The organism is Enterobacter sp. ZOR0014 (assembly GCF_000798855.1).
Taxonomy (GTDB): domain Bacteria; phylum Pseudomonadota; class Gammaproteobacteria; order Enterobacterales; family Enterobacteriaceae; genus Enterobacter; species Enterobacter kobei.
In genome coordinates this window covers 1-14,018 of the sequence record NZ_JTLF01000074.1, presented here as the reverse complement: position 1 = coordinate 14,018, position 14,018 = coordinate 1, and the positions used below count along the sequence as shown (strand labels likewise).

Here is a 14,018-nt window from a genome sequence, read left to right as displayed (position 1 = left end):
CATTAATTAAGAGTCGGTTTAGGATTTAGTAGTAAACGCCACGGTGTTACTATCGGTGGTACAGGCTGACGTTGCCATTACAGCAGTAACTTCACCGGTGAAAGACTGAGAGTTAATTTTGGTTGATGCCATTTCGGAAGTACCCAATTTCTGTGCAAGGTTAATACAATCTTTGTTTGAAAGCATAGTATCAGTCACAGTAAACCCAACCCCCGCGCCTTTAACCGTAATTGTACCGCCTGAGCGGTTGCTAATTGTGCTCCCTGAGTAAGCCACGCTACTAGGCAGCGCTCCAGCACTAATAAGAGCCTGATTATAGTCAGAAGTACCATACCCACTACTTGCTCGCATGTTTTTAGTTTCGTTGATAAGGTTACTGATAATAGTCACCTCATTCGTTGCATAAAATTTAGAGTAGCCCAAATACGCTAACGCCATAACAGCAGCAATCATCACTAACATAATACCGATAGAAGTTACGGAGTCAGTAATGTTCGCAATCCCACGTTTCATAGTTACAGTTTTCATGTTTTTTCCTTATTTCAATAATAATGACAGAATAAAGTATTCAGCAAGAGCAATGATTGCCAGCACACAAAGAAACGATATAACCGGAACAGTAATATCTACAGTTCCCCTTTTGATGTTTGTAATCCTCATTCATTTTCCTTAATGGAAAAACGCCTGTTGAATTAAGTCAGACATAATTAATATTAAAACACCGATAGAACCCGCACAGCCAAAGTATCCTAGTATTCTGAGTAACTCTCCTGTTTTTTCAACTGATGTAACTGTTTTGTCGAGCCATTTACCTGCAAATCTCTTCAAAGACCCTTCTGCATTGGAGGTTTCGAAAAGGCTCTTCATTTTAATAATGGCAGCATCGCCGGGAAACTCGTACCCAATGTTATCCAGCGCTGTACCTAAATTTTCCACACCGGATTCAATTGCACCATGAAGGGCTTCAAGTCTTTCTAGCATCCACGGAGATTCACATGAATCGACCATGTTATTTATGGCTGTTTCCATAGGAATGCCAGCTGAAAGCATTGCATTGACATTCAGGATAAACGTAGCCCCGTTTAAGCGCTTATAAATTGAATATGGAGGTATCCTGTCAAAGTAAAAGCGTATATCTCCTGTCCAGCGGGAAAGTGACTTAAAAGCAGCAAGGCTTATTATCCCAACTACAGCAATTATCACATACCAATATTCTGTAACTATTACATAGAAGTACCACACACATAATTGCAAGGCATTCCACTTTTCTAATGGAACATTTTGTTTGAGTGTAGGGACAAGCAATATACAAAACATGGCGACAACACCAAAAGACAAGGAAAACATATACGTCATAATCATTAATGACGATTTGATAGAACTCAATATTTTCTCTGTACCTTCGGCAATGAACATAGCATTAAGAAATCCATCCGCGACTCTACCGGCAGTGTCGCAGGATTCAATAATGCTTAGTTCCTGATCCGGAATCCATTCTCGCAATGATTCAGATAATGAAAAACCGGCTTTCAAATTATCACTACATTCTTTCAAAATTTTACCGATAGGGTTTCCGGGGTTTTCTCCTCTGCGAGTGTAGTTGTCAATTAACTTTGCAAACGTGTCTTGTGCGCTTAATCCATCGAGAAGATATTGCCTAAAATCATCATATAGTTCTATTCGATCTGCCGCACTGAACGTCCTTTGATATATATAACGCTCAAAGTTATTCATTAAATTTCTCATCCCGATCCAGATTGCATATTTTCTTATGCGCTATTACGGGGTCAACTTTCCCCTGATTTATTAACAGAGTGATATTTCCGCAAAGCGTTTCGCCTCCCTTATTTCGCCAATATTTCCATGCTGCGAACTTACCTTCCCGCTCATAAAGCGCCATAAATGTATAATCAGTCTCTATAACTTCAAATACACCAGTACGTCCTTTAATACCTGTACCTTCGCACTGCTCACAGCCTGATTCATTAATGAGGTACGCATTGTGTGAATCAGTATGTTTTTCAATAAGCTCTTGCAGCTCTTGTTCAATTTCGCTTTTGTGCGAAGTGTATGGCCGTTTGCAGTTCGGGCAAAGCAATGGTGTAAGCCGCAGCCCTATCAGACAGGTAATCAACGTTGCATCGGTCAGTAAATCCTGATCCACACCAAAACGACGCAAGCGCTGGATGATATCTATCGGATGGCTTGTATGAATGGTAGTTATAACATTGTGGCCTGTCTGCGCAGCTTCTATTACTCCTGTGGCAGACGTGCTATCCCTGACCTCTCCAATATAAATAAAGTCAGGGTCAAGACGCATCAGGTTTGAGATGGCTTTTCCCCATGCTTTCCCCATCAACTCACGATCGCTACGGTCGGCTAGAATGAGTGGGGTTTGAACAGCACCACGGATAGGCGATTCAATCGGGTCTTCAACCGTCAGAAGATTAATCCCAGAATCATCCCGCGTTACGCTTTCGGCCATACATTGCGATAACGTTGATTTACCGTGGCCGGTTGGTCCACTGGAGAAGATCGCTCCGGAAGGTTTTGAAAGCGTTCTGCGTATTGCTGAGGCCTGTTTCTGCGTCAATCCCAGATGTTCAAGCTCCAGCTGCTGTTTACGTTTCGAGATCAGACGAACAACCGCCAGTAATGTACCCGAATTTCCTGGACGGCTGGCAAATCGCCCGGTACTGAGTCCAAACTCTGATACAAACTCTTCCTTAATTCGAGCATCACTCGCTTCAGTGGAACTCAGTGTGCTAGTGCTTTGTTCAGTACACATCGAGTTAAAAAGAGCATTTACTAGTTGCCGACCGTTTTCGGCAGAGTCTTCAAATTTTTTGATATTCCTTTTGATACCGTCAACTCTGAATGCCACTTGGAAATAAGTAGTATCAATTCGGAAATGAATATCTGATGCTCTCTGATCAACAGCATGTTTGATAATGCTAATAACTTTATTTTGAGCATCACTTTGCGAATCTGATGATGTAGACACCGAAATATCAAATGCGCTAGATATTTCGGCAAGCTCTTCCCTTCCCACCCATTTCACAGTTGGTCTTATTGACTTCTTCACCAACTGGTTTTTGAAGTCAAAATATAAAGGGTCTTTATCCAACTTATCCATAACTATAAGTTGATAACCATCACCTTCGTTGTTTTTTAAAAGGCGTACATTATCAACTATTTCGCTTGGAATTTTAATACCCGGTAAATGCTTAGCAATATTAACAAGACTATGAGTACGTTCAGAGTAATCCATAGTTCACTCCTAATTTATAATCTGTGTCCGTTGAGTGGCAATGTTTTTTACCTTAACCCCGCCGAGACCAATACTGACCACTTGCCAGCGGCCACCGGGAAGCAATTGCCCAGCTGTGACTGTAGTTGTGTTACCGTCAGGCATACTGATAACTGCATTACGTCCATTAATTTTAACTAATTGCGGAAGTGTATCTCCTGCCGGAACATTACTGACTTGTACGCCGCCATTTGGAAAGACGTTAGTATTTGCTGCCACACCATTTTCTCGGTTTTCAGCTTCAGCCTTAGCTTTATTTAGCGCAGCTTTTGCTTCATAAAGCGTTCGTTGTGCCTGAAGGTTATCTAAATCCCAGGCAGTTCCATTATCTGCACAAGCGCCGAACGAGATGAAAGCAAGAAACAATACTAACTTTTTATGGCTTGAGAATGCGTTTACCATATACTGACCCCGTGATTTTATATGTAACAGAACCTTCATCCTGTCCGAATTCATAGATAACACTGTTAATCCTCACTCCAATGAATTCATCATTTTTAAAAACAAGCTGAGGTGGAACAGTTGTTTGCACATCGAAAGTATTTTCCTCCCAATCCTGCAATGGTAAATCCTCACCTTCATCATTTTTTTTGACATCCTTAATTGCGACCTCAGTTAATGATGCAGGTATATTTACCCCCTGAAATAGCGAAATGATTTTCAGGCGCTGATCACCCATATTTTGAAAAGGATCATCACCATTTGGCGGTAAGTTATGCTCAATAAAAAATACCGCCATAGAAGTTTGAGTGATGTTGAATGCCGGGTCAGTTCCGTATACCTGCCTAACCGCAGCGACAAAACTATCAGCAGTTGCTGAGGAATTATCAGGCCTATTGTAGTTGGCGGTCATACCTTCCTGGCTACATTTTATTGTTGCAAGTTGCCATCCCTTAATTGAAAGATTGAGTTTTTTTAACCCTTCATTGCATCCCTGTAAAAAAACAGGGATTGATGATGTTGTTATCCACGGATGCTTTAACTTATCAAGAGCGGCCTGATATCTGGCTTTTTTGTTTATATCCTCTTGTTGCCTCATCATTGCCTGAACAGCTGCCCTTTTAATGCGATCCTGTTCATCAAGATGATTAAGAATAAAAAGTACAGCCACGCCCGACATCAGCAGCGCAGCTGTAAAACCGAATAGCTGATTTTTTGTCATACCCCAACGAAGGGGTTTAAGACGAAAATCTTTCCTGATATTTTCGGGTTTCAGTATATTCTCTAAATCCAGAGATTCCGTTACCCAAGTAAATTTATCCAGTTCCCCGTAAACCGGAATTTCAGTATTCTGTTGATTGCCTCGCAAATCCTGCTTTAAGTCCAGAACAACTTGTTTAATTTCAGACTCAGGATAAATAACATCAGAAATAGGATGAATAGCACCTTTTTCTGTGCGACCAACGATAGTGTATTCACTTTCGCCACTCTCGTTAGTTCCTACCGGAATTACAGCAATACAGCTTCCCTCAAGGAGGGAAGCAAGCGAGACAATTAGTGAATAAGCACCACGCAACTTTTGACGAGATTTAGGCGCAAACCCTGCCTGAATAGCTTCAGCTTTTCGAATAGCTACCACATCAAGATTTCGCGTCTTGCCAATCCTGCGAACTTCCTGCATTACCTTGCGGTGAGCCTTTATTGTCTCCCATTCAAGCCCCACGACAAAGCGATGGTTGTTAATAGTTAGAACGCGTATGCCAGTATCACTGGCTATGTTTTCCGGTTTGGATCGCCTAATCTTGGATTTAACGTACATAAGGTGTCACCGTAATAACAAAGCTCTGTTTTGTTTTTGCTCCAGACAGTGAACCGCCAAATAAAATATTACTTGGTGATCCAACCCCCTGACGGTTTGAGTTGTCTGTGTTCTGCTCAAAGCCTGACATAATGAGTGTTTGCCCTGGCTTCAGCCATACACGTTGCTGTAATGAGCGAGTATCAATATCTGGCGCTTCAATTTTCTGTGTATCAGACGTAATTGTGCGAATCTGTTTAAGGCTCGATATATCCATAAACATATTCAGCATCAGACGATCTGAATCTTTCAGAATTTTTGGCAGGATTGTAATGTTTGTCCCGGTTGTCACGCTTCCCGGAGTAAGTGACTGTGATGGAACAGTTGCGTCACCGGTAGCATATGCCGTAGTGGTTACATCCTTCAGGTAAGTCGTTTGCTGACCGACAAGCACCGGCGCTGCGGCCATGTTAGTTGTCATTATTGTACTGGTCTTAACGTCCGATACCTTCGCCTGTTTTGAAAGGGCATCCAACAGGAAAGATGATCCGGCGAATTGTGCTGCCGAACCTGTAGCTGTATCCAGTACATTAAAACCACCCGATATGGCATCACTGGCTACGCCACTGTTTGTATTGGCAAGCTTAATGCCGTAGTTCCCATTCAAGGATTTCCAAACAAGATTCCAGTCTATTCCGACCATATCACTTACATCTGTATTTACAGTGTAAGTAACCACCTTCAAGATCACCTGGCGACTAAGGGTACTGTTCTCATCATCAAGATAGTCACCAACACGACGTACAACATCAGGAACGTCTGTAATCATCAGTGTGCCAGTGGTGGCGTTAAGACTAAGCCGACCCACACCCGGCGTTAACATGCTCTGTACAGTTTCTTTGAGGTCTTTATATAGGTTGTTCCCCATTGCTACTGTGGAGGACATCGTTGAACCGCCAGAACCAGAAACACCGGAGCTGGATGTTCCCCCTCCATTACCGCTGTCTGTTCCAGTTGCATTGGACAGGCCACTTGTAACTGTCCCTGTTAGATCATACTTGGCATCGGCAGGTTGAATATCGAATCGCTTCGTTTCGAGGTAATAAATACTCGCTTCACCGTCGCTAACTTTCCATGAGACACCAAACCTGCCAGTGACCAGATCCATTACGCCACCAAAGTTTCCTTGATAGCTAACATCGGTAATATATCGAGCAGTTCCTGTGGAAGCGGTGTTACCGTTGCTGTTTGCTTCAGCCCCGAACATAGCCAGAGGCTTCATTTCTCCGCTGTTGATAACTGGAGAAGGTACAGAAGAGAGCCGTTGTGTTTTCGAGCCGCTATCCCCTCCACTGCCTAAATAGGCGGCTGCATCCGGCGTAACACGAACCCGAATACGGCATTGATCCGTCATGTCTTGCGCAAACTGGAAAATATCCTGTGGCTTGACTGTCTTGTAAGTCACCTGACAATTTACCACTTGAGGCGGAGCGTCATACTTAGGCTTTGGTAGGGGTGCAGTGTTTACATACTGACTATTCTGGAACTGCACTACAGGATAATTATCACCCATTTGCTGAATCAGCGATGATGCTTTGATTGCGGTATCTCCCGCGTCTTTACTAACTTCATTCATGCGCTGAACAGCACATCCAGAAAGCAATAAAGCGGTGGCGATTAAAGTTAATGATTTATTTTTCATAGTTTCACTTTCTGTCGCTAATAATAATTAAGCATTGATTTCGATATCCGCTTACATAAAGCGGCGCTTGTGCTTTCCTGTACAAATTAAATAATTGGCTGGTTGCGTCTTCAAAATTTGAGGCACTAAATGAAAGTGGGTAATCAATCGGATAATCTGTATCAGTCTCCCAGCGCACAGACCATTTACCTTTACCTACTGGACAATTTTCTTTTGAAGTCCATGCCATATAACCTGCTTTAAGCGTTGTTCCTTTTTCGATTGTCCACGGTTTGAAAATCGGCGCAGGTTTAGCTAATGGCGCAACCTTGATAACAGGATCATGTTTCACCTGTTGAGTTGATTTATCCGACATCGCTGGCTTAGTCCCTTCTGTTACTTTCGGGATAAGCGGCGTTTTAAGAACAGTGGCTGTATTAGCTTTAACAGCTGCTGCTGTGCTGGTCGGTTGCACTGGTAGTTCATTAGGAGCTTTTACAGGTACGCTGACCTTCTGAGCATACTGAACAATAACTTCTCCTCGGGAACTGTTCACATCAGCCTTGAGGCCATTAGCAACGAGCATTTTTTGTAAAACATGAGGCCACTGATCGCCGCCACTCCATGAAACAGAGGAACGGAAGTTTTGCGCTACATCTGGTGCAAGCCTTACCGTCATAGAGTCAGGAACTATGGCTTTGAGAGCTTTATATAGCGGAACATTTTTACCGTCGGACTTAACGAGCATTGGTAATGTGCTCGTTGAAGAAGTTAGCAAAGGCCTAATTTCATTTTTATCACTTACGACTGAAAGTTTTGGATTAGCCATGTCCTCAGCAAAAGGATTTCTAATCTTAACTGGCTGAGGTGTTACTTGTTGAGATTGAGGTACATCAAAACTAATCCAGTCGCCATCTGGCTCAGTTAATTTTGGCGGCGAACTACAAGCTGAAATTGCATTAGCGGCCAGGGCGACTATGAATACCTTTTTATTTATCATTTCAGAGCCTTTTATTTTGTTCCTCATTAATCAATGCGGAAAAACCTTCATTAAAGTCAGCATTAATCGCCTGCTCTTTTTTTCGCATGGAAATAACAAGACCAGAAAGTTGCGCTGGAGAAGCAAGTGGTATATTTGGCTTTGGCATATTTGCGCGGGCAGTAAACACCTCTTCTTCATACCAAAATATTTTCCTGGCTTTAATATTTAACGGTCTGGATTTTCTTGTCCCCTGAACAAATATCAACTCCTCGTCATAAGGCATTTCCTGAATTTCTTGCGGAAGCATCAACGGTCTGGACTGTTTAGACCTGCTTTTAGTCCGGCTACGTTGCTTATGTCCAAAATTATCAGAATGATTGACAACATCGACAGTAGTAGTACCGAGAGATTTACTGTATTCCTCCGCTGATTTTACATCCTGCTTTGGTGGCGCATACACAATTTCTACGTGAAATGCATTCATCATGGCATTGGCTGTTTCAGTACCATACATATTACGTGCGCGGAGTTGGTCTTTATTCTGGAAAATAAAATTAAATCGGAATCCGTATCCACGAAGCAGTGCGGGACCATTCTCAAATGCTTTTATACGCCCCATTACTTTTGTTTCATCCATAAACATGCCTATCTGATATTTCAGTATAGGCTCTCCATTTTCATCAACGCCTCCATCTTCAGGAAGAACTTTTGAATTAGCTCGCATAAGTTGAGTGAAGAATAAATTCATGAGTGTACCGAACTTTTCTACTGCCCCTTCGGTAACAGAGAAATAAACACTCATTCTTTTTTCGCGCATTTTGGAGAAATCTATATCGTTTCCAGATACTGCCCAGGCAACTTTTTTCTCACCATAAACGCCGAGGATTTCAGAAAGAATATCTGTATAAATCCCCCACGATTTTTCATTCGCTGACATTGCAACGACAATCATCAGCTCACGAATAGTCTCGTCTGAAAGAGGTCTGTTTGCATTCTCACGCGCCTCAATAGTATCTGTAATCCAGCCAGGCAGTTCATCCCCCAAGCTGGTTATTTCATACACTTGTGGAAGCGTTAATGGCAGTTCAGGTGTCTCCATAAGATACAGGATTATTGCTGAACAGATTTTACCCGCGTTGTTATAGAAGGACTGATTTTTTCCATCAGGGTCAACGAACAATGTGGAGGATAAGGATTTAATGTCTCCAAAACGATCCAGTTCATCTGTTGCTAGGAAGCTTAAAGGATTCCAGCGATGTGTTTCGAGTAGTTCTGGAGAGAACCGGTAACACTCATGCCCACATGCAGCTCGGAAACCAGAAGTGATATTCCAGTTTTCGAATTTTGGGTCATTGACTGCGACAGAATCGGGAAACGAAAGAAGATTTGGGATAATAAAGCTAACCCCTTTACCGCTCCCCGGTGACGCTGCAAGAAGCACAAAAGTCTGACCGTAGCTGGTTAAAAATATATTTTTAGTGGGATGCTTTCCTAAGATAATGCCGGGGTATTTCTTCTGCTTCGCTTTTTTCATAAATCACCCTTCACGAAAATTAATTGTAATCACCTTTATAGTGGAACACTTCCATTTCCTTATTGGTCGCAAACCTTGCATTTCCGTAAAGAGATCTGTTTTTAGGAAGCAAAAATAACCAGATAGTCACAACGGTAATTAAGACGGGAATGAATACAATCCATGCAGCGAGAACACTCCCCCATATAGCACTTGAAAAGTCCGGATGTTTATAAGGCAGATGGACACCATTATATAACGTATCCCATGTTACATTGCTTGCTGGCACTCCAGCCAAGTAAAGATATAAAGCGCCGCCTGAATAATTACCGATAATGACAGAGAGGATTACAGCGAAAATAAATATCACCGTCCATATTAGATACTTTTTCATTTATCGTTACCTCGCAGCATTAAGCAATCGAAGTTTAGTTTCTGGTTCATAATGAACTTCTAAAATACGGGTATGCTCCATATAAAGCACAATATCGAAAGATGTACGAACACGACGCTCTATGTACTCATAATCAAGCCCCATCCCCACAGGAGATTGCTTAATCATTCCGCATACGCGGCCGTAACCTGAAAGAGTGTCATTAGCATGTGCTGTAGTGATCGTTCCCGGATGGCCGGTGTTTAAAAGCTCCATGAAATCCCATGCTTCATCACCGGTTAATTCTGCAAGAAATATATGATCTGGCTTCATTCGTAACGAGCAGGAAACCAATTCTTTCGGGGTGATGATATCGCCATAAATCAAATGCACATGATTTGGATGATAGGGCATCTTCAGCTCATTCACTGCCTCAATAGTCAACATCCGCCGGTGTACAGGGAACAAATCTACAAGTGATTTCGCGAACGTCGTCTTGCCTGAGCCAGTACCACCAAAGATAATGATATTAAGACGGCGTTCTATCGCAAGCATGAAAAAATTGAGCCAGTCTTTTTGTGCATGGAAGCGCTTTAGAGAAATCTGCCATTCCTCCAGTTCTGTTCCGCGTCCAGTAAGAGCTAAAGCCTCATTAAACCGACCGCTATCGATATATCCCTGAAGCGTATAACGGTCATTGGAGGGCTTACGGAACGTCATCGACAACGTGCCTGGCTCACATGCTGGAGCCATTACGATCAGTCCACGCTCGTTATCTGGCAACTCAACTGTTTTGATTGGCGATTTGACGGTTAGGCTCTGATTGTTATATGCAGCGAGCGCGTTAGCGAGGCGGCTGCACATAGACAAATCGAGCGTAGGCCTTTCCTCCCTGACCCAGCCATTCTCATTTTCAAGCCATATCTCGCCAGGCCGGTTAATGGCAACATCTCTGACCCCCTCACGATTAAGGCACTCATGCACACCACTTTGTTTAAGAAAGTCACGAGCAAGCGTTGCATTATCAAAACTCATATTTAATTCCCAATATTATTAACGCTGAGGGCGTGTTTTAAACACTGAAGAAAAATCCACATCCTGAGCGACGATCACATTAATAACCGTTCCCGGTAATACATATCCCGTAGGAGGAATGTTAATGCTACTGTCGAGCGCTTTTGTTGCCATACTTTCAGCATTACTTTCACTGTTATCGAATGAATAGGTGGAATTATTATTTTTCGTTGCATTCGCAGCTGAAGCAAAAGCATCCTGAATGAATGAGAGCATTACAGCCCCACCAAATCGCTGACCATAGTGATTATCTACATAGGCATTGGTACCGCTTTCGCCCATAGCACCAGTTCCTAGCGCATTGAGGCTCGCCCTCACACCTACAGACGTTTCAAGATCCGTCCATGTTGTAAACACACTGGATTGCCCCGGCTTGATTTCGACCTTCTGCTCCCCGTCAAGCTCAGCTCCTGCTTCGGCCAGAATAACGCTGCCATCAGCCGAGTACAGCGGCTGCGTCAAAATGCATTTTACAAAACCCGGATGATCCGTTTTAACGCCCGTATAAAGCGCACAGCGCAGATTAGATTTTCTCTTTAAGAGGAATTTACGATCAGGTGACATGTAAGCGCTTGTTGATGCATAGCTGGTTCCTCTTAAATTAGAAAGATTTCCCCTGCTATTATCCACTGGAGTTCCCAAACCAGCGCTATCACTGTCTTGATTCAACGCTGCAGCTGCTTCAGGCGCGACGACAGCTGTGTTAGCTGTTTGCTGCTCGCTGCTATCACTGCTTGAAGAAGCTGACTGGCCGCCCCCCGTTTCCTGTACCGTGATTCCGCCGCTAAGTTTACGTAAATAAGCCGCACTCGGCGGTGGTGGCTCTTGCTTACCCGTGGCAGCTACAATGGCGGGAGCCGTCTGCACTGGCTGAGGCGGAGTTTTGGCCTCCTCTTCTTTCTTTCTCCTTAAAATCTCAGCTCTACGTTTTTGAAGCTCATCATCTGAAATGGGTTTTGAATTCAATGCAGCATCTGCTTTGACGTTCGTTTCATCGACGGGATTAGGGTTATTAGCCTGCATAGCCCGGTATGCAAAAAAGAAGATAGAGCTGATAGCAATAAACAGAAAAAGAACACCTCCGCCAATAACCAAAATTATCTTTGTTTTAGGTTTCTTATCTTTTTTGACTCCTAATAAATTGAAATCACCGCGAGGTAAGTTTTTAAACAGATCATCTGACTCATTATTTTCTGTCATTTTTCACCTCTCTTATCTCGCCTGTAGTAGTCCCGTTGTAGTTATAATACCCGGTATTGTTCACGCGAGTTCTGACAGCAAGAACTAGTTTGTTCAGACGTAATTTATACATGGTGCTGACACTGTGAATTACCAGAATATCGTTAACGGTATGCGAGTTTACCAATGTCTCAGTCCCATCCGGTAAAACTTCATAGACAACAGGGCGAGGCGCATTTGTCGGGAATCGCATACATGTGAAAGTACCATTATCCCAAACTTCCGAAGGAGAGATAGCAAGGTCGCCTTTTTTCTCATAACGTCTATTCTGATTACCAGAACATGGATTTTGATTCAGGTCACGACCAACAAAAGGACTTTCAACCGGCGCAGGCGGTTTCGGATAATTAAACCTCAAAAGATAGGTTGTTTTTGAAATATCCGTAACTAATTTCAGCTCCAGAACATAGGTTCGCTTATTAGTCTTAATGATAAAGTTGGTATCTGGCTCCTGATCCGTTTTAGGTTTAACTGTCACCGCATCGCCTGATTTATTAGGACCAACTTCCCACGCGCTTGGATCACCCATAGCCATAATACCGTTATCGCGGCGAATGGTTTCGCCATCTTCAAACTGGACAATAGTTGCTCGCCCAACTGAAGCATTAATTCGAAAAACGTTGTCTGGTGAATAGGTGGCTGTTTGGATGCGCCTGTCAAGCTGGGTTCCTCTGCCGGACGTTTCAGCCTGTGCTGAAGAGACGATGGCTGAAATAACAAAGAACGCCAGTAGTTGAATTTTCATTACTAATATCCAACCTCCTGATTCAGCTGGTAAGAACGTACAGCAAACCCGCGAGGATTCATCCACTCTTCCTTTTTAATTTTAGGTGGTTTGTTGTAATCAAAGACAATAGTTGCAAGCCAGGTTGTCGGAGGGATGTTCCCAACAGGCTGCCCCACATTATCCAGAACATTTTTATCAAAGCGAATCTGAATAGATGTTGTTTTTCCATCTACACTTTGTACAGGCTCACTGATATTACGTATACTGACCCTGATTTGCTGTTTATCACCTAAAACCTCAAGATACCCCTTCTTGGATAACTGGAAGTTCTTATACTCAGTAAATACGTCAGCATATGAAGTAAGCTCAACAAATTTTGACCGTAAATCCTGATTGGAGAAATCATAACTTTCTCGGTTTAGGATATATGTCATCGACCAATAAGCATCATCAGTTTTAGCTATACTTTGGTCGGCACCAGTACGTACTATATCGGTATAGCCGGAATTATTATCGACACGGATTACATAGGGAACCACTGTTTTTAGTGGAGTGAGTAATAAAACAGCCGCAACCGACATGAACGCAAGACCACCGAAAAAAATGCAAAGCCGTTTAAACTGTTTTACTTTAGCCTTTTCTTCCTCAGCAATATGCTTTTCAAAAAACTGAGCGGCATACGTATAGCTTCGAACTGCCAGGCTAATTTCTTTAGCTTCTTCGGGGGTGAAACTATCCTTGTATTTTTCAATGTTGTAGGACTGTTCAATTACGTCTTTCTTTTTCCTTTTGAACATTTCAATCTCCGGTGTATTTATTAACCTTTATCCATTCGTCTGCATGAATGTTTTTATTGGTTGTTGATACACAACCAGACAAAACAAAAAGAGAAAGGAATAGACAGGTAATATGTTTCATTGTCATTAGGGCTAGCCCCCATGTTTAGGATACTTCGGTAGTTAAGCCGAACGGATACGGTTTCTAAATGAGCCTGCAAAGCGCTGAGCAGCTCCTAAACCTGTGCCTTTGAGGAATAGCTTTTTAAGGCCATGAGCACCGCTTGGCGCGCCTCCCATAACAGAAGCTGCGTAGTTGGGTATCTCTGTTGCGATGGCAGTGAATGTGCCGAAATAGAGCAGTAAGGCAAATGCTCCTTTAAACGAACCGCTCATAGCTCCGTTTGGATCCGAGGTTAAAACAAAGGAATTAAGGAAACTTATTTCCAGTGTGATTGCAATACCGAAAATAATTTGCGTTAACATGAATCCTCCCATAAGAGACACCCACCCCCAAAAATATTGCCTCGTCTGGTCAAACAGGCCGAACGCAATGAATAATGGACCGACAACCAAAAAAAGTGATGTAGCGACTTTAAATGTTC

General features: G+C 42.8%; 14 protein-coding genes. All 14 read right to left on the bottom strand.

Features of this window, described 5'->3' with window-relative positions; all coding sequences use genetic code 11:
- Nucleotides 1-18 precede the first annotated feature (18 nt).
- Nucleotides 19-528 carry a type 4 pilus major pilin gene (locus tag L977_RS03080; RefSeq protein ID WP_032679812.1) on the bottom strand — a complete coding sequence of 170 codons (510 nt, stop codon included), beginning with the start codon at nucleotides 526-528 and terminating at the stop codon, nucleotides 19-21.
- Nucleotides 529-669: 141 nt separating this feature from the next.
- On the bottom strand, nucleotides 670-1,734 hold the full coding sequence (locus tag L977_RS03075) for a type II secretion system F family protein (protein WP_047624686.1): 1,065 nt from the start codon (nucleotides 1,732-1,734) through the stop codon (nucleotides 670-672).
- Nucleotides 1,727-3,271 carry a GspE/PulE family protein gene (locus L977_RS03070; RefSeq protein WP_047624685.1) on the bottom strand — a complete coding sequence of 515 codons (1,545 nt, stop codon included), beginning with the start codon at nucleotides 3,269-3,271 and terminating at the stop codon, nucleotides 1,727-1,729. The genes L977_RS03075 and L977_RS03070 overlap by 8 nt, the downstream gene beginning before the upstream one ends.
- 9 nt (nucleotides 3,272-3,280) lie before the next feature.
- Entirely contained in the window at nucleotides 3,281-3,712 is a 432-nt protein-coding gene (gene pilP, locus L977_RS03065) for a type IV pilus biogenesis protein PilP (RefSeq protein WP_047624684.1), read from the bottom strand.
- Nucleotides 3,687-5,069, bottom strand: coding sequence for a type 4b pilus protein PilO2 (pilO2, locus tag L977_RS03060; RefSeq protein WP_047624682.1), 1,383 nt, complete (start codon nucleotides 5,067-5,069; stop codon nucleotides 3,687-3,689). Before pilO2 ends, pilP begins: the two co-directional genes overlap by 26 nt.
- On the bottom strand, nucleotides 5,059-6,750 hold the full coding sequence (gene pilN, locus L977_RS03055; protein WP_047624681.1) for a PilN family type IVB pilus formation outer membrane protein: 1,692 nt from the start codon (nucleotides 6,748-6,750) through the stop codon (nucleotides 5,059-5,061). Before pilN ends, pilO2 begins: the two co-directional genes overlap by 11 nt.
- Nucleotides 6,751-6,754: 4 nt before the next feature.
- Nucleotides 6,755-7,729 (bottom strand): toxin co-regulated pilus biosynthesis Q family protein, encoded by a 975-nt coding sequence (locus tag L977_RS03050; protein ID WP_231563481.1) that lies wholly within the window; start codon nucleotides 7,727-7,729, stop codon nucleotides 6,755-6,757.
- A 1-nt stretch (nucleotide 7,730) separates the two neighbouring features.
- Nucleotides 7,731-9,245 (bottom strand): type IV secretory system conjugative DNA transfer family protein, encoded by a 1,515-nt coding sequence (locus tag L977_RS03045; protein ID WP_047624680.1) that lies wholly within the window; start codon nucleotides 9,243-9,245, stop codon nucleotides 7,731-7,733.
- Nucleotides 9,246-9,264: 19 nt separating this feature from the next.
- Nucleotides 9,265-9,618 (bottom strand): hypothetical protein, encoded by a 354-nt coding sequence (locus tag L977_RS03040; RefSeq protein ID WP_047624679.1) that lies wholly within the window; start codon nucleotides 9,616-9,618, stop codon nucleotides 9,265-9,267.
- 6 nt (nucleotides 9,619-9,624) lie between these two features.
- Nucleotides 9,625-10,632, bottom strand: coding sequence for a P-type DNA transfer ATPase VirB11 (gene virB11 / locus L977_RS03035; RefSeq protein ID WP_032679805.1), 1,008 nt, complete (start codon nucleotides 10,630-10,632; stop codon nucleotides 9,625-9,627).
- Nucleotides 10,633-10,650: 18 nt separating this feature from the next.
- The gene (locus L977_RS03030) at nucleotides 10,651-11,871 is read right to left on the bottom strand and encodes a TrbI/VirB10 family protein (protein WP_052192605.1); all 1,221 of its coding nucleotides are present in this window, start codon (nucleotides 11,869-11,871) and stop codon (nucleotides 10,651-10,653) included.
- Nucleotides 11,858-12,655, bottom strand: a complete 798-nt coding sequence (locus L977_RS03025; protein ID WP_047624676.1) for a TrbG/VirB9 family P-type conjugative transfer protein — start codon at nucleotides 12,653-12,655, stop codon at nucleotides 11,858-11,860. Before L977_RS03025 ends, L977_RS03030 begins: the two co-directional genes overlap by 14 nt.
- Nucleotides 12,656-12,657: 2 nt before the next feature.
- Nucleotides 12,658-13,434, bottom strand: coding sequence for a virB8 family protein (locus tag L977_RS03020; protein ID WP_047624674.1), 777 nt, complete (start codon nucleotides 13,432-13,434; stop codon nucleotides 12,658-12,660).
- Between the two features lie 162 nt (nucleotides 13,435-13,596).
- On the bottom strand, nucleotides 13,597-14,018 hold a 422-nt coding region (locus L977_RS03015), incomplete at its 5' end, for a type IV secretion system protein (protein WP_047624672.1).